General features: G+C 56.8%; 17 protein-coding genes and 1 tRNA gene. 5 read left to right on the top strand and 13 right to left on the bottom strand.

Annotation, left to right across the window (positions count from 1 at the left end; genetic code table 11):
• From E1180_RS02175 to istA, 6 genes are all read right to left on the bottom strand, one after another.
• Positions 1-727 (bottom strand): hypothetical protein (locus tag E1180_RS02175; protein WP_196220504.1); only part of this gene is annotated, 727 nt, incomplete at its 3' end.
• Positions 728-1,129: 402 nt separating this feature from the next.
• Positions 1,130-1,543, bottom strand: a complete 414-nt coding sequence (locus tag E1180_RS02170) for a type II toxin-antitoxin system VapC family toxin (RefSeq protein WP_155189442.1) — start codon at positions 1,541-1,543, stop codon at positions 1,130-1,132.
• A complete protein-coding gene (locus tag E1180_RS02165; protein WP_283404383.1) occupies positions 1,540-1,788 on the bottom strand; it encodes a type II toxin-antitoxin system VapB family antitoxin in 249 nt (82 codons plus the stop codon). Before E1180_RS02165 ends, E1180_RS02170 begins: the two co-directional genes overlap by 4 nt.
• 91 nt (positions 1,789-1,879) lie before the next feature.
• Positions 1,880-2,623 (bottom strand): replication initiation protein RepC, encoded by a 744-nt coding sequence (repC, locus tag E1180_RS02160; protein ID WP_208996854.1) that lies wholly within the window; start codon positions 2,621-2,623, stop codon positions 1,880-1,882.
• A gap of 152 nt (positions 2,624-2,775) precedes the next feature.
• Positions 2,776-3,558: an IS21-like element helper ATPase IstB gene (gene istB / locus E1180_RS02155; RefSeq protein WP_155189441.1), complete on the bottom strand. Its 783-nt coding sequence runs from the start codon at positions 3,556-3,558 to the stop codon at positions 2,776-2,778.
• A complete protein-coding gene (gene istA, locus E1180_RS02150) occupies positions 3,548-5,077 on the bottom strand; it encodes an IS21 family transposase (RefSeq protein ID WP_155189440.1) in 1,530 nt (509 codons plus the stop codon). The genes istB and istA overlap by 11 nt, the downstream gene beginning before the upstream one ends.
• Between istA and E1180_RS22730 the strand changes: the two genes are divergently transcribed.
• Positions 5,045-5,386: a Com family DNA-binding transcriptional regulator gene (locus E1180_RS22730; protein WP_155189439.1), complete on the top strand. Its 342-nt coding sequence runs from the start codon at positions 5,045-5,047 to the stop codon at positions 5,384-5,386. The two genes, istA and E1180_RS22730, sit on opposite strands and share 33 nt — an antisense overlap.
• Positions 5,364-6,287, top strand: coding sequence for a DNA cytosine methyltransferase (locus E1180_RS02140; protein ID WP_283404385.1), 924 nt, complete (start codon positions 5,364-5,366; stop codon positions 6,285-6,287). Before E1180_RS22730 ends, E1180_RS02140 begins: the two co-directional genes overlap by 23 nt.
• A 206-nt stretch (positions 6,288-6,493) precedes the next feature.
• Here the strand turns inward: E1180_RS02140 and E1180_RS02135 are convergent.
• Positions 6,494-6,570: transfer RNA gene (locus tag E1180_RS02135), tRNA-Ile, on the bottom strand.
• Positions 6,571-6,736: 166 nt separating this feature from the next.
• Positions 6,737-8,944, bottom strand: coding sequence for a non-ribosomal peptide synthetase (locus E1180_RS02130; RefSeq protein ID WP_155189437.1), 2,208 nt, complete (start codon positions 8,942-8,944; stop codon positions 6,737-6,739).
• A 218-nt stretch (positions 8,945-9,162) separates the two neighbouring features.
• Here E1180_RS02130 and E1180_RS02125 point away from each other — a divergent pair, with 218 nt between their 5' ends.
• Positions 9,163-10,227: an AI-2E family transporter gene (locus E1180_RS02125; RefSeq protein WP_155189436.1), complete on the top strand. Its 1,065-nt coding sequence runs from the start codon at positions 9,163-9,165 to the stop codon at positions 10,225-10,227.
• Between the two features lie 103 nt (positions 10,228-10,330).
• Positions 10,331-11,107: an SIMPL domain-containing protein gene (locus tag E1180_RS02120; RefSeq protein ID WP_155189435.1), complete on the top strand. Its 777-nt coding sequence runs from the start codon at positions 10,331-10,333 to the stop codon at positions 11,105-11,107.
• Positions 11,108-11,134: 27 nt separating this feature from the next.
• On the opposite strand, the gene E1180_RS02115 is transcribed toward E1180_RS02120, so the two are convergent.
• The 5 genes from E1180_RS02115 to E1180_RS02095 all read right to left on the bottom strand — a co-directional run bounded on the left by E1180_RS02115 (position 11,135) and on the right by E1180_RS02095 (position 15,633).
• Positions 11,135-12,019: a substrate-binding periplasmic protein gene (locus tag E1180_RS02115; protein WP_155189434.1), complete on the bottom strand. Its 885-nt coding sequence runs from the start codon at positions 12,017-12,019 to the stop codon at positions 11,135-11,137.
• 87 nt (positions 12,020-12,106) lie between these two features.
• Complete coding sequence (locus E1180_RS02110; RefSeq protein ID WP_208996852.1) at positions 12,107-12,877, bottom strand: substrate-binding periplasmic protein; 771 nt, start codon at positions 12,875-12,877, stop codon at positions 12,107-12,109.
• Positions 12,878-13,048: 171 nt separating this feature from the next.
• Positions 13,049-13,909 (bottom strand): substrate-binding periplasmic protein, encoded by an 861-nt coding sequence (locus E1180_RS02105; RefSeq protein WP_155189433.1) that lies wholly within the window; start codon positions 13,907-13,909, stop codon positions 13,049-13,051.
• On the bottom strand, positions 13,906-14,493 hold the full coding sequence (locus E1180_RS02100) for a GNAT family N-acetyltransferase (protein WP_155189432.1): 588 nt from the start codon (positions 14,491-14,493) through the stop codon (positions 13,906-13,908). The genes E1180_RS02105 and E1180_RS02100 overlap by 4 nt, the downstream gene beginning before the upstream one ends.
• Before the next feature lie 42 nt (positions 14,494-14,535).
• The gene (locus tag E1180_RS02095) at positions 14,536-15,633 is read right to left on the bottom strand and encodes an NAD(P)/FAD-dependent oxidoreductase (RefSeq protein ID WP_155189431.1); all 1,098 of its coding nucleotides are present in this window, start codon (positions 15,631-15,633) and stop codon (positions 14,536-14,538) included.
• A gap of 167 nt (positions 15,634-15,800) precedes the next feature.
• Here E1180_RS02095 and E1180_RS02090 point away from each other — a divergent pair, with 167 nt between their 5' ends.
• Entirely contained in the window at positions 15,801-16,493 is a 693-nt protein-coding gene (locus E1180_RS02090) for a dimethylsulfonioproprionate lyase family protein (protein ID WP_208996850.1), read from the top strand.
• The last annotated feature ends 60 nt before the right edge of the window (positions 16,494-16,553 follow it).

The raw sequence follows: 16,553 nt of genomic DNA, 5'->3' as shown, positions 1-16,553 counted from the left end.
GATCGTAGGAGAATGTTCCATCACCATTGTTGGTCACCTGGCCGAGCGTGCCGGACGTGTCTATTAAAAAAACATGGCTGTTGGATGTGTCCGCGTCGGAATAGGCGGCATTGAGTGAAATCGTAGCCGAGTTTTCGCCTGCTACCGCAAGCACATCGTCCGCTTCCGGAGCAGTGTTTCCTATAGTCTCGAAAGCCGATTCTGCCTCGGTCCGAGTGATCGTTTCCCGGTTTGAAACATCGAGGTCGGAAGCTCCTATCTCTTGGCGATCGGAAAGCTGCAAACGTTCGACATTGGTGGTCGTGAATGCCCCCGTTTCTGTGTCGAATGCCATGATGATACTGTTCTCGTTTGGCAGTACCTGTTCGGCCCCTTCGGCAAGCTGGAAAGCGTTGGTGTCATCTTCGATAGCTGCGGCCAGTTGAAAGTCGGTCAGCTGCCACCCAGCGCCGATCAATGCCTTGCCGGTCTCTTCACCCTCACCAAAGAAACCGGTCAAGAAAACCTGCCCTCCGTTAGAAAAGGTAAGAATCAAATCTGTTTCGGCTCGATGGAAAAAAGCGCCGGCCGTGGGGAGGCCGCTGATATCAATGCTTTCAATTGAAAGTACATCAAGAACCAGAGCATTTTGCCCACCAGGAGCTTGTGTCAGGATCAGACGCTGAGGAGAGCCAGCGGGCTGAACTGTTGCGGACACGACACCGTCCCACGACGCCTGATTTTCCATTGTGATCACGAAGCCCCCAGAAACAAACCGTTAAGCTTTCGTTAACCTTTCATCATTGCAGATCTGCGACAGCAGCCGCCTCAGAAAATTAAAGGAGCACCATGGTTAATAGGTCTGTCGTCACCACATTTACACAACTTTAAGGAGAATTCACTTCAAGCCAACTGCCGAATATTGTTGCAGATATTCGTCAAAGCTGGTCTGCAGCGGCGATGCAACAGGCCAAACCGTCAAAATTGATCCCCCATTGAATTGGGCCGCTCTCCGCAGTCATTTTATTCCACCCGTTTCAAATCGTTTGGCTCAACAAATCCTCAATCACCGCCTTCTAGCAATGGCACAATGGATGCAGTGCACACACCCAGCGGCGGAGTTACGCCATGATGCTGTGACACGGCAGGATTAGAAGTCCCAAGGTGACAAGAGTTTGAGGCCTGTTGTTTGGAAGTCGTTCAAATTGCGGGTGGCTAGCCGGCCACCGTTAATATGGGCGATTGCAGCAATCATCCCGTCTGGTGCCGACATTCCGCGGCCCTTTCGAGCGGCTTCACCCATGATATCTCCGTATGCTAATGCCGCCATTTCGGTGAGGCCGAATATCCGGTCGGCAAATCTGCGCCGCCAATCAAAAAGGCCTTGTTCCAGACGATCAGCACGCTGGTCAGGACGGATTTTCTGTATGCCGAACGCTATCTCAGCGATGACCACCGTTGACAACGCCAGCTCCGCGTCGTGCCTCACCAACCACGCGACCACTCCGGGATCAGGCGCTTTTTTCAGCGTTTCCGAGATCACATTGGTGTCCACGAAAATCAAAGCTCTGGCCCTAAATGAACCTTGCGGCTTCCGCGGATCACTTCCTCAAGATCGATATCGGTGCCAAAGTTTCCTGAAAGACGAGCGTAAAAGTCCGCAGCTGGTTCCTTGCCAGCCTCCCGAACTTCATATGCTTCGAGAGCCCGCTCAACGATGTCTGCGATCGAACGGTGTTCCCGGCGAGCAAGACGATGTGCCAGGTCCCGCGCTTTTGCACTGCGTACGGAAAGTTGAGGTTCAGCCACGAGAGATCTCCTTCGATCCAAATATAGCAAGACGCTACTCTGCCATCAAGATGGCATGTGACGGCTAGCCATCACGACCCTATTCCTGAAATCATTTTGCGGCTAGACCATGCAGGGACTTGTGCAAATGGAGTTTCCCTTCCCCTGCCCTATCAATCATGGCACGGAAATAGCCCCCTGGGGACGTAATCTGCTCGGGATCGCGCAACGCTTTTTCAGCGACCACAACTAGACAAGCTGCAGCAAGATATTTTCCCTGGCGTTCGACAGCATCTTGATAACCGGCATGACTTAGGCCGATCAAAATGCGTAATTGATCTGCAGCACTGCAAAGTTCCGACCAGTTACCAAACGCTATGTCCGTGTCTGTTTGAACCTGGGTGCAAGCGGATTGAATGAGCCCAATGGATACGCCATCGAGGTTGGTTTCTAGTTTTCTGGCTTCAACTCCCCTCCCCGCTTGCGGGTTTCGCCGTTGTTTATCAGAGCGCCCGCCGCAAGGCTCTTTCTCTAGAGCCAACTCAACGCCGTAGGCGTTGTCAGGAAAACCATTATGGCCTTGCTCGATAGAGCAAGTCCGCTTTTCATTACTTTCTAAAGAGTCGGGATGGGTTGTAATAGATAAAGGGCTGACATCAATGTCACCCGCGCATGACATTTTTGCTTTATTTTCCAATTGGAAAGCCGATAGCGCGTCCTCATAAAGAACAGTCAAATCCGCGGCGGCGGCCTCGATGTCCTCGTCATGTCTTTCGATGATAAATATAGCTTGGTCGACATAGAGCTGATAAGCGCCCTCAGTAGCCTCAGCCAGATCTGCGAGTGCGCGGGACAAACGCGTGACGGTTCTTTTTGCCGCTTGCCTGAGTTTGACCTTTTCTTGAAAAGCCGCTGCCTGCTGTTGGAAATACTCAAGGTTATGACAAGCAGGCGTAAAATCGGAGAATTGACCCGCCTTTTGTGTATGGAGCGGCGGTTACGCCGTGGTCAAGATTTTGGTTTCCTCCCTTCGTTGTCGGCCTGAATTGCGGTGCTGTTTTTGAAGCGGAAGCTTTCGTTTCCGGTTTCAAGGATATGGCAGTGGTGGGTGAGCCGGTCGAGCAGTGCGGTGGTCATCTTGGCGTCCCCAAAGACTGATGCCCATTCCGAGAAGCTCAGATTGGTGGTGATGATGACGCTGGTGCGCTCGTAGAGCTTGCTCAGAAGATGGAAGAGCAGAGCACCGCCGGACGCGCTGAACGGCAGGTATCCCAACTCGTCGAGGATCACGAGATCGGAATGGACGAGCCGGTTGGCGATCTGGCCCGCCTTGCCTTGGGCTTTCTCCTGTTCCAGTGCATTGACGAGTTCAACGGTGGAGAAGAAGCGGACACGTTTGCGGTGATGTTCGATGGCCTGGATGCCGAGGGCGGTCGCAAGATGCGTCTTCCCGGTTCCGGGCCCCCCGAGGAAGACGGCATTGTGAGCCTGCTCGATGAACTCGCAGCGGTGAAGCTGGCGCACGAGCGCCTCGTTGACTTCGCTGCTGGCAAAGTCGAATCCGTTCAGGTCCCTGTAAGCTGGAAAGCGTGCGGCCTTGAGCTGATAGGCCACCGATCTGACCTCCCGCTCCGCCGTCTCTGCCTTGAGCAATTGGGACAGGATCGGAATGGCAGCCTCGAAGGCGGGAGAACCCTGTTCGGTGAGGTCGCCGACAGCTTGAGCCATGCCGTGCATTTTGAGGCTCTTGAGCATGATGACGACGGCGGCGCTGGCTGGATCATGACGCATGGCGGGCCTCCTTCAGTTTGCGCAGGGCGTCATAGCGTTCGACTTTGGCCTTCGGTTCCTGGCTGAGAGACAGGGCCTGTGGCGCCCGGATGACCGGAGGGGTCACCGGCTTTCCGTCCGTCAGCCGGTGCAGAAGGTTGAGGACATGCGTCTTTGTCGGAACGCCTGCGTCCAATGCCGTCTCGACTGCCGTCAGGACAGTCCGCTCGTCATGATGAAGCACGAGAGCGAGGATCTCGGCCATTTCCCTGTCCCCGCCAGGCTTCTTGAGCAGATGCCGTTGTAATGACGTGAAGGCTTCCGGCAGTTCGGCGAAGGGGGCACCATTACGAAGCGCACCTGGTTTGCGTTGGATGACGGCCAGATAATGCCGCCAGTCATAAACCGTTCTGCCGGGCCGGTCATGAGACCGGTTGATGATCCTCTGATGCTCGCAGACGCTCAAGCCTTCCGCGATCACGGCGATCCTGTCCGGATAGACCCGCAAGCTGACAGGGCGGTTGGCAAACGATGCCGGCACGCTGTAGCGGTTGCGCTCAAAGTGAACCAGGCAGGTTGGCGAGACCCGCTTGGCATACTCGACAAAGCCGTCGTAGAGACGGCCGACCTGCATAAGCTTGGAGACTTCTTCGGCCCAGATATCTGCGATCGTCTCTGGTTGCGTTCCATGTGGGATGGTCTGCCAGAGATCTTTGCAGCGGTTTTCCAGCCAGTCGTTCAATTCCTCGAGGCTGGCCACGCGCGGCATCGGCTGCCACAGTCTGTGCCGGGCATCCCGTACATTCTTCTCGACCTGCCCCTTCTCCCATCCGGAAGCCGGATTACAGAACTCGGCTTCGAAGAGATAATGACTGACCAGGGCCGAGAAGCGAGCATTGACCTGGCGGTCTTTGCCGCGCCCGACCTTGTCGACAGCGGTCTTCATGTTGTCATAGATCCCGCGTCGGGGAACGCCGCCCAGAACCCGGAAGGCATGGTTGTGGGCGTCGAACAGCATCTCGTGGGTTTGCAGGAGATAGGCACGGACGATGAAGGCCCGGCTGTAACTGAGTTTGAAGTGGGCGACCTGCAACTTGGTCCGCTCGCCACCGATGATCGCCCAGTCTTCGGACCAGTCGAACTGGAAGGCTTCACCGGGCTCGAACGCCAGCGGCACGAAGGTTCCGCGGCCGCTGGTCTGCTGCTCGCGCTGCCGGTCAGCTTTCCAGTCTCGCGCGAAGGCGGCCACCCGGCCATAGGAGCCATCATAGCCCAGGCTCACCAGATCGGCGTGCAACTGCTTGATCGTCCGTTTCTGCTTGCGCGATTTGGTCGACTCTGCTCGCAACCAGGCCGACAGCTTGTCGGCAAAGGCATCAAGTTTGCTGGGCCTCTCGGGAACCTTGAACACGGGTTCAACCGTATCATCCCGCAAATACTTGCGCACTGTGTTCCGGGACAATCCGGTGCGCCGGGAGATCTCCCGGATCGAAAGCTGATCACGAAAATGCCAGCGTCTGATAACGCTCAACAACGCCATGTCTATCACTCCGTATTCCCCCGCCGAAATCACTCAGGGGTGGGTTTAAACATGGGTCAGTTCTCAGTGAAAAAATCGGGCCTCACCGGGTCAGTTCTCGGTGAAAATCAACACAACGCACTTTTATTCAAGGCTGGACAAGGCGCTATCTCCAACGATATCCAGATCAAGTGCCGCCGATGCGGCACACTCAATCATCTGAGGCCATCGGAGCCCGTACAGGAACGCCCCGTCACTGATCGGCCCAACATCGATCGGCATGAGCGTCCACCGCGGAGATCAACGTGTGGCTCTTCATCCCGAACATGACCGCCCTCTTACCCGACATGCAGTCAACGGACTTGCGCTCTGCGCAGGCGTTGGAGGTTTGGAGCTCGGCCTCCATATCGCAGAACCCGGATATAGAACTGTTTGTTACGTCGAGCGGGAAGCCTTCGCTGCAAGCACCCTCGTGGCGCGGATGGAAGACAAGGCCCTGGATCCAGCGCCTCTGTGGGACGATGTTACCTCCTTCGACGGTAGATCGTGGCGTGGAAAGGTTCATCTCGTCACTGGCGGATATCCCTGCCAGCCATTCTCCTTTGCCGGAAAGCGAAAAGGCGAAGACGATCCCCGCCACCTGTGGCCGCACATCCGGCGCATTGTTGAAGAAGTCGATCCGGAGTGGTGCTTCTTCGAAAATGTCGAAGGACACCTCACCCTGGGAGCCGCCCAGGTCTTCGAAGATCTTCGTGGCCTGGGCTACTCGGTCAAAGCAGGCATGTTTTCAGCGCTCGAAGTTGGCGCGACCCACCTACGGCGACGGCTCTTCATATTGGCCCACGCCGACAAAATCCCTCTACTGCAACCGAATCGAGCTGGAGCTTTCTCAAAAGGGCATGAGGTTCAGGAACGACCCGACGCAGAAGGGCGCGCAGATTGCCCTCGGCAAAGCGGCACGGCTTTGGACACAGATGTGGCTATTGATCCGGAGCTGGAATGCAGCTCCAGCGGGCGAGGTGAACTTCCCCTGTTCGCGCCCGCTCCATTTGAAGTTGGCGTCTGGTCCGAGATCCTCGACGGGCATGCTGACCTTCAACCCGAACTTCTCGGACTGGATCATGGGGTGGCCGATCGGGTGGACCGATCCGATGCAGCCGGTAACGGAGTGGTCAGCCTGGCTGCAGCGCATGCGTGGAAGGTGCTGAAAGCAGCGCACATGGCGCTATAAATGGCGATTTAACGGGGTTTGAAGGGTCTTCAAGCGCTGTTCAAAAAGCGCGGTCGCATCGGCCCTGAAGCTTGAAAACGGGTGGTGAGAAGCGACTTTTGCCGCCCAGCGCGCCTGAAACCACGCAAAAAACTTAAAATTCCAGATCGTGGTGTCAAAAATTCCAGTTTTGCGTGGCGAGCTACATCGGAGGAAAAAAGAGAATGTGGTGGGCCCGGAGGGACTCGAACCCCCAACCAATCCGTTATGAGCGGACGGCTCTAACCAGTTGAGCTACAGGCCCTTGGACAAATACGGCAAATGCGGGATCTGCCGATCTGTCTGAAACTCCCTATACCACGGCGGTTTCTGAGGGCAAGAGCTTTGCAGCCGGAAGCGTCAATTGGCTTGGGAAAGCTCTGTGCGTCTTGAAAACCGTGCCTTCAAGAGATCTGGTATCATGGGCCCTGTCAGAGCCGCGCCTGGTCCTTGAGCGCCTTGCGGTTGATTTTCCCGGAGACCGTCAGCGGCATCTCGGCAAGAAACCGAACGTCTTGGGGAACATAAAACGGCGGGCATGTCCTCATGACCGCCGTCTTTATCCTGTTGGCCGCTTCCTCGCCCCTGTCGCTGGAGACCACATAGGCGACAAGCGATTTCATTCCGTCATTTTCTTCAGCAACAACAACCACATCCCTGACGCCATCGGCGCTTCTCACGGCGGCCTCGATCTCGCCAAGCTCGATGCGCACGCCGCTGATCTTCACCTGGAAATCATTGCGGCCAAGATAGATGATCTGCCCATCGGGCCGGAAATAGGCAAGGTCACCGGTCCGGTACAGACGCCGGTGCGGGGCATCCGCCAGTGGGCACGGAACAAACCGCTGGCGCGTCAGGTCATCCCGCTTCCAATAGCCCCGCGCCAGTTGGACACCGCCAATATGAAGTTCACCCGGAACGCCGACCGGCACGGGCTGATCATGTTCGTCCAGAACATATAGACCGGTGTTGGAGACCGGCTTTCCGATTGGAATTGTCCGGTCCGATGCCTTGCGCGGGCACGCATAATAGCTGACATCCACGGCCGCCTCCGTTGGCCCATAAAGGTTGTGAACCTCCGCCGCATCATTCGCCTTTTCATAAAATCCCTGAACCAGATCGAACCCGAGCGCCTCGCCGGAGCAGAACAGCTTCTTGATGGGAAGGGTGCTTAAGGACGGGGCCAGAAGGAAAAGCCGCAGCATCGAAGGGACGAAGTGGAGATGCGTGACGCCCGCCTCCTTGATAACACGCTGAAGGTACCGGATCGACATATGCCCGCCGGGAATGGCGACCACAAGCGTTGAGCCAACGACAAAGGGCCACAGGAACTCCCACACCGACACGTCAAACGTATAGGGCGTTTTCTGCAGAACACGGTCTTGTGGCTCAAGGCCGTATTCCTCGTGCATCCAGACGACCCGGTTGTGGATCGCCTCATGTTCAACGATGACCCCCTTCGGCTTTCCGGTCGAACCGGAAGTGTAGATCATGTAGGCAAGATCTTGCGGCTTGATCTCCAGACCGGGATTGGAGGCCTCGGCGTCCGGGTCAGGATCACCGCCTTCAGGCAGGACAATCACATTGGACACGTCCGGGCCGATCTTTTCCTGCAGATGGGCCTGTGTCAAAACCGCAACCGGCTTGCAATCGTCAAGGATTTCGCTCAAGCGGGCTGCCGGGTCTTCCGTATTCAGCGGAACATAGGCCCCGCCCGCCTTGAGGACGGCCCAGAGGCCGATCACCATTTCAAGGCTCCGGTCCATGAACAGAGCGACGAATGTGTCCGGGCCAACACCCTTGCCGCGCAGTAAGCGGGCGAGACGGTTTACCCGGGCATTGAACTCGGCGAAGCTCAAGGTGTGCTCCTTGAAGATCAAGGCCGGGTGGTCTGGGCTCGCAGCTGCCGCCCGCTCCATCATCGCAACCAGACCGCCGTCATAGCCGTAAGCGCGATCCGTCGCGTTCCAGGTTTGAACAACGCATGTGCGTTCAGCTGCAGACATGATGGGTTGATGAACCAGAAGCCTTTCCGGATCTTCCGCAATGCCGGCAGCGAGTGCGGCCATCCGCTCACATATTTGCGAAAAAGCGGCCTGGCCGACCGCCGCCGGATGCCCCCAGATCAGACTGCCATCGGCCTCAATGTGCAAATGAATGTCTGCAGACACCGCATCCTGCGGACGGGCACCTGTGGTCACGGCCAGCGGGACAGTGCTGCGATCCGGTATGGCGCTTCCGGCAGATCCTGGCTCTTCGGTTGAAAACGCGCCGCCCGCGAAATCTTCCATCACACCGGCAAAGGTCGCGTCAGCCGCCAGGCCAAACTCGAATACCGTGCCATGGGACTGCGCGTCCTGTGCCCTCCCGGAATAAACCGCAAAGGCGGTCTGGCGGTTTTCACTGACCCGCGCGGCATAGACTGAAAACACCGCAGCGGCGATCAAGGACGGGCGATGGTCCGGAAACTGCTTCTGAAGCCGTGCGAGGGCGTCTTGCCACCCGGGCCCGCTTTTTGTTTCAGCGCGCTCCTCACCTCCATGCAAAGGGGCTGCCTGACCTGCTTCCCAGAAACGGGTGATTTCAGAGAACGGATCGGGCGCCGGGTTGGGGGTTCCGTTCATGTGTTTCAGGTCCATGCCGCAAGTCTCCGGGGTCGGTGTTTCTCGGGTTTAGCCGGATTTGGTTTAAAAATGCCTTGGTTTTTTTGAGCGGTGCATTTCAGATCGCCCGCACCTTTCGCTCATATCTACGGACGGAAGCTGCACAGATCGCGCTGGATTTGGCCATATGCAGCAGGCTATAGATCAGACGACGTCCGGCCTCACCTGCCCCTTGCATTTGCCCAGGAGCCTTCATGCGCTCACCGCTTGTGACCATCACCTGCAGCGTTTTTCTGGTCTGCCTGATCGGCTGGCTGCTTGTGATCGGCCGGGCCCTTTTGCTGCCCTTCGTGATCGCGCTGATCGTCTGGTACATGATCAACGCTTTGTCCCATGTCTTTGAGCGTGTTGGCGCCGGTGGCTGGCGTTTGCCCGGGTACATTGCCTTTCCCCTTGCCTTGATGACTATTTTTGCGGTCAGCACCCTGGTTCTTGATATTGTCGCGGCCAATCTGGCGCAACTTGCCCAGGACGCCCCGACCTATCAGAGACGGCTGGAAGAGCTCTTTGCGCAGGCCGCGCAGATATTCGATCTGGAGGACACTCTGGAGCTCAAGGACCTGATGCCGGAGTCCGTGGTGCCGCGCATGGTCACCGCCGGTGCGGGCCTGGTGACGACACTGGCCGGATCAGCCAGTCTGGTCTTTATCTATGTGCTGTTCCTGCTCCTTGAACAGTCAACCTTCGACCGCAAGTTTGAGCGCCTTTTCAGAACACCGGACCAAGCCCGAAGCGCCTTTGCCATCCGCGCGGCCATCAACCGGTCGATCATGCATTACTTTACGATCAAGACGGCGGTGTCCGTTGCAACGGGCGTGTTGACAAGCCTCCTCCTGATCCTGATTGGCCTTCCCTACGCCACCTTGTTCGGTTTCATCGCCTTTCTGCTCAATTACATTCCGACAATCGGCTCCCTGATCGGCGTGATTTTCCCAAGCCTTTTGGCACTTGTCTATTACGACAGCCTGCCGCCTTTCATCGCCATTGCCGCCGGGCTCGGCGTCATTCAATTCGCCATTGGCAACCTGATCGAGCCCAAACTGATGGGTGCAAATCTCAACCTTTCCGGACTTGTGATCATGCTGTCTCTTGCGTTTTGGGGGGCGATCTGGGGTGTCGTCGGCATGGTCTTGTGCGTTCCGCTTACCGTGATGATCGTGATTGTATGCGCGCGGTTCGAAAGCACGCGCCCGGTGGCCGTCTTGTTGTCCGAGACGGGGGATGTAGTGCCCGAAACGCCCGTGAAGACGCCATTGTGAAACTGAACGGCGGGTGAATGAGCGGGTCATGACCCCGCCGCAATCACCGGTCAAACCTTCGAAAATCATTTTTGGATCTAACGCATTAGCGAGGATTGTTATCATGAACGCATTGCTGCCCTATTCATCTTTCAAAACATTGCGCCAGTCTGCCGCGGCCGTTGGAGCGGCAGCGTTGATCATTGTGTCCGTACTGCCCTCGCATACGGTCTTGGCAGATGAGAAGGTGGCGCCCGTGAATGCAGTCATCACCATGGACGGCCGTGGAACCGTTTCTGTCGCACCCGACATGGCCGTGATCACCACCAATGTTGTCACCACCGGCAAAACGGCAACGGACGCTCTTGCTGCGAACACCCGTGACATCGGTGCCGTGATTGAGGCGATTAAGGGAAAAGGCGTTGAGGCGAAGGACATTCAAACCCGCGGCTTTGCCATCTATCCCCGCTATGAGCGCATTACCGACAACAGCAACCGCCAACCGAACATCATTGGCTATGAAGTTCGCAACGGTGTTGAGGTCAATGTGCGGGATCTGGCGTCCCTCGGCGATCTCTTGACACTCGTGGTCGAAAGCGGCGCCAATTCGGTCGACGGCATCCGGTTTGAAGTCAGTGATCCTCAGGAAAAACTGGATGAGGCACGCAAACGGGCTGTCGAAGAAGCAAAGCGCAAGGCGGCAATCTTCTCAGAAGCTGCCGGTGTCCGTCTTGGTGCCATCCTTGCCATCTCCGAAACGGGCACGCACATGCCTAGCCCGCTGCGCATGAAGGCTGAAGGCCTGATGATGGCGAGCGCCGCGCCTGTTCCAATCGAGGCCGGTGAAGAAACCATCAGCGCATCGGTGACGATCCGCTGGGCCCTTGAACAGCCGCAGTAACATCAAGACCGGATCCTACGAAGTCTGTTAAGATCCTGGATCCGGCTCGACTATCGAAACAGCATAGAACCCGGTACCGGGTTCAAACCCGAGCGGCATCCCCAGGGTGCCGCTCCATTTTTTGGCCACCTGATCGAAGAAGTCTGTCAAAAGCAGCTCTTCGTAGGCCTTCCGCCAGGCGTCAATGAGCTCGGGGTCCGTGCCTTTGGACACCATCAGATAAGAAGGTGATTTCCGGATTGTTGTCCACGGGACAACATCTTCTGCTTTGAAACCATTGTCCTGCAAGACAACAGTCCCTTGAAGATGCGACGTGATCCAGAGATCCACGCGGTTTGCCATTAGCATTCTGGCGCAGGTATCCTGATCTTCCGTTTCGACCACCTCAATGCCCGCGGCTTTAACCAGTTCAATCTGCCATGATCCGCGCACCCCTGCGACGGTCAGGCCTTGATCCCGCACCTCATCAAGCGTTTTTGCAGCGATTGGCTGTCCCGTCTTGCCGAGGAGAACATGGTTCCACATCACAATGGGTGCAATGAACTGAAAGCCCATCTCAAGGCGCTCGTCCGTCCGTCCGGCCGTAAAAAGCATGACATTCGGGTCGGACTGCGCCGCCAGATATCCCCGCGCCCACGGAAGTACTTCAATCGGGGTCGTAACACCGACCCGCGTCTTCAACGCTTCCACCACTTCCACGCTCAATCCTGTTGGATTGCCGTTATCGTCTAGAAAATTGGACGGCGGCCACGGGGACGTAATGAGACGCATTTCAGCGGCATGCGCCGGTAGCGTGAGGACAATCTGGGCCGCAAGGGCCAAAGTGGCGAACACAGTTGCAGCTGCCTGGGCGAACCAGCGAAGCCGATCAGTGGTCTCAGCGGCGTGCGGCGATACTCCTGCCAATGCCATTCCTGTTTACCTTCACGTGTTCGGGCCGGGCAAACACTGTCTCCAATGCTTAGCCCCGGCCCAATCAACTCAAAAACGAGCGCTAAATTAGCGGTATTTTGATGTCAGAGAGTCAAATTCGCCAGACTCTTTCATGGCCTGCATTTCAGCACTGAATGCAGCAACGAAGTCTTCCGGAACGCTGGTGCTGCTGAACATGAAATAGGTCGCGTCGGAGGAAATTACCGTCTCCGAAGCCACCACCTTGTCCGAAAGTCCTAGACGTTTGATTTCTTCAGACACCACATATGTTTCCCCCAGCGTTGCGTCAATACGCCCTGCTGCCAGTTTCTTCAGATTTGATTCCAGTGAGTCCGTATCGTCAATTTGATCCGGGTAGTTCTCCTGCAGGGAAGCAAAGTCACCGCCATAGGCGTATTCCCGGATGACACCCAACTTGCCACCACTCTCGAAAAATGCGCTCAAGGACGGGTAGCTGGTTTCGCTTCCAGGCGTGACGAACAGAACTTCTTGAGCATCAACGTAGGGCTCACTGAACGTCGCGAATGCCTCACGTTCGGCCGTCTTTGAGACCGGTGAGGCGATATCAACACTGCCGTCTTCAACGCCTTTCAGGTGCCGGGCCCAGGGCAGCGATTGAACTTCAAGGGAACATCCCATCTTTCCCAGCACGGCCCCAAGCACTTCAAAGTCCATGCCGGTAATCGTATCCCCCTCAACCTTTTGATAGGGGCGATAGTCGCTCGCGCCCGCAATCAGCGTGCCGCCGCGCGGGCACTCAACGGCATAGGCTGCTGAGGACATTGTGAAACAAAGGGCACTGGCGCCTATCAGAACAGCACGTTTCATGTTCGGCATTCTGCTTTCCTTCCAAACTTGGTGACCCTGCCTCACCACTTGAGGCCCCAACCCAAGCGAAACCTTAGAAGAAAAACGTATTCACCCTCTTAATGTGATTTATTAGTAATAATTATCCCTGGTAAATATCTTTATTCATTTTCAGAGGTTCAATATAGACAACGACCAGTCTTACGACTCTTCATCCTCTTCCGGACCGCTAAAATAAAACCCTTTGTTCTTATCAAACTCCACATTGGTCCCGAGTTTCCTGGTCCACTTATCCTGAAGTCGGCCGATCAAATTGGCATCTTGAGAGACGGCATCGAACGCCGCCTGCCATCGCGCCAACTGACCGGCACTCGTCCCTTTGGATGCCAGAATGTAACTGGGTGCGGTTGTGATGACGAAAACAGGTTTGACCTTGCCGGAATCAATACCGGCATCTTCCAGAACCGACGGCGCTTCCACGTCCGAGGAGATCCAGAGATCCGTGCGGCCCACCATCAGCTTTTTCAGATTTAGAACATGTTCCGCCGTCGTGGTTTGAACATCAATCCCACGTTCCTGGAGATACGCCGTACGCCAGTCCGCATCGACACCTGACACTGACAGCCCTTGTCTGCGAATGTCTTCAAGATCGCTGATTTCGTAAGTGTTGCCCGAAAGCGCAAAAAGCAGATGGGAGCGGGTGATCACAGGACCGATTGCTTGATATCCGAGGCGTTGGCGTTCCGCATTGTAACCTGCAGCAAATAGGAAAGTGTTTGGTGTATTCTGTGCCGGCGGGAGCAATTCGATCTCGACCGGTTCACCCAGATACTCTGCCATCGCGCGGACCATATCGACGGTTGTCCCGGTCACCTGACCATTTTCAAGGAAATTGGTCGGCGGCTCCTCCAGCGTTATGATACGCACGGCCGGCTGAGCCAGACCCTGGCTCACCAAGAACACGGGCAAGATCAGTCCGACAAGCCAGGCCAGCAGCCTTCGCGGCCCGGCGCCCAGACCAGTTCCTAAAACACCCGTGCCACCTTCTGACCGGCTGTTCATAGCCGCCGGTACCAGACTTGCATCGGCTTTTCCGTTTCCACCTTATCGCCAACGTCACACCAGGGGAAACTTACAGTCACACCCTCCAGTTTGGCGTAGCCGCGCTTCAACCAAAAAGGATCAAGGGGCTGGTATCCGTCCGGGCGCATCGGGTGGTCCTCGGGGCGGAGAACACCGCAAAAGATCGCCTCACCATATCCGAGGGACCGTGCATGAGCTTCGCGTTCGTCGAAAAACCTGTGGCCGAGCCCCTGTCCCCGATAGGCAGGGAGCAACACAGATTCTGCCATGTAAAAAATGTTATCCGGATCAAAGCCCCGGTCAATGAGCGGTCCCTTGAACGCCTCCAGCTCGCCAGCCAGCGGCTCACCGGTCGCGGCCCCGATCAACGTGTCGCCATCAAACGCGCCGACAATGATCGCGTGGTCCGCCTTTTCGTAGCGCGCTAGGTACTCCGCCTCATAGTCCAGCGATCCGTCATAAAGATACGGCCAGTCCCGGAAGACCGTGATCCTGAGCTGTGCCAGATCATTGAGAGCGCCCTTGAGCGCCTCGCCCGTCAGGCGTTTGATTGCAATTGCCAAGGCCTGCGTCCTTTGTCGCCAAACTGAAAGGTTGTCTCTGGCTCAGTCCCGGGCCTCGAGCCAAACCCGTGTGGAATCGAGGGTCTTGTCAAGGATACCGTCTGCCAGTTTCTGGCCCACAACGGCACCGAATTTGTACCCGTGTCCGGAACATGCCGAAACAACCGTTGCCTTGTCCTTAGTCTTGCAGAAAAAGTGTTCATCCGGCGTAAAAGTGTAGGCACAGGTCACCACATCATCGACGCGGTATTCCTCAAGGCGGCAAAATGGCGGCGCAAAGTAATCCCGCAAAGTCTCGCCCTCACCAGCCTTCGCCGTGCGGTCCTGATCCGGCGGTGCCTTGTACTTGTGAATGCCCGCACCGAACTTCAGCCCGGTTCCGGCAACAGGCGGCAGCACATAGCCGTCAATGGGTCCGCCCGGGTCCAAAATCGCAGGTGCGTTCTCCCATGCCAGCTTCAAGTCACCGGGAGGCGTCAGGTAAACAACGGCGGTGCGGTAGGTGGTCAGGTCCACGGATAAGCCGGGAAACAGACCCAATGTCCAGGCACCGGCCGTCACGATGACATGATCGGCTGACAGCACGCGGCCGTCATCCAGCGTCACCGTTCCGGCTGCTGCATCGACCGCCGTGACGGCCGTATTGTCCTTTACTACCGCCCTTTGCGCAGTCAACCAAGTCACAAGATCTGCCGCGATTTTCTGGCACAGAAGAACGCCGCCTTCCCGGCTGATGACCCCATAGCGGATCGTTGCCGGATCAACGAACGGAAACTTCAGCGCGGTTTCTTCAGGTGACAACTGCTCAAACGGATAGTGCCCTTCGATGAGGCCGTCTCGGTACTCTTCGCCGCCATCCCCCGGCTGTTGAGACAGCAGCATGAAACCCGTTTCCGCCAAGTGCTTTGCGCCGAGATCGCCCCACATTTCGTCCCAGGCGGCATAAGCATCGCCAATCCGGCGTTGATATCCGCCTTGGCCACCATAAGCCCTGCGGATAATGCGGTGCTGATCGCCGGAAGCGGACAGCGGATTGGGGATCGGCCCCTGTTCAACCAAGGTAACTGGAACGCCGCGCTTGGTCAGAGCCCATGCGGTGGAAAGGCCCGATATTCCGGCCCCAACAACAATGACAGACATGAAAAATTCCTGAGTTCGGGGGCGTCAGATTACTTCGCTTTAAAGACCGCGCAACCCTTTGTGAGGCGCCATGCCGCATATAAAACAATGCCCGTCGATTGGCTAAGGAGACAGGCTGCCTAGTTTGCGATTATGTAGGCATCAAACGCCGCTTCGGGAGAACGGTCATGGACGGAATGCAGCAGGAAGCCGAGCTAGAAACCATCGCACACCGCCGCCTGTCGGATTATCCGGATTGGGGCTATTTGCTGCGGGAGGTCTATGAGGTCTACCGGCATCTGTCGTCCGGCGGCAGTGACCGGATCCGAACCCATCAGAAAACGGTGCGCGAGGCAATCAGCCGGGTCAAGAAATCGAATGCTGAAATCCGTTTTGATGCTCCAGCGCAAAAACCGGTAACCGCGCACCTGAAGCGGTCTCTGGACGAAGGGCGCCTGGAACGCACGGCGCCGCTGATCCGCGCGGTCGAAAGCGTTCAGGATCATCTCATCTGGCAATACGGCTATGAGAAGGTTCCAAGAGGCCTCGACAAAACCTATGCCTATGCCGAGTTTTGCGGTCCGAACGGTCCGGTCTTGACGGATGAAATCATTCTCGGCCTTGTCCTGTTTGCCCCGGGCTGCACCTATCCGGCGCATGCCCATCGCGGTATTTCGGAAAGCTATATCTGCCTGTCCGGGGCAGTTTCGGAAAACCACCAGGGTGTCTATGCCCCCGGCTCGATGATCTTCAATCCGCCGGAACATCTTCACCGCATCACGGTCTCCAAGCTGGAACCCGCACTGCTCGCCTATGCCTGGACGGGATCGAAGGAAACACTGGCCAACCAGAAAATGGTGTTCACGCGCAAACGCAAGTGAGATGCCTTGAGCGGGGGGCCATGCCTTTGCGGAGAGGCCAAGGGGCGAAGGTTCGCCCCT

The sequence above is a fragment of the Roseibium denhamense genome (assembly GCF_009711415.1).
In the GTDB taxonomy this organism is placed as follows: domain Bacteria; phylum Pseudomonadota; class Alphaproteobacteria; order Rhizobiales; family Stappiaceae; genus Roseibium; species Roseibium denhamense.
The sequence above is the reverse complement of the archived record's forward strand: the minus strand, read 5'-3'. Positions and strand labels throughout refer to the sequence as shown.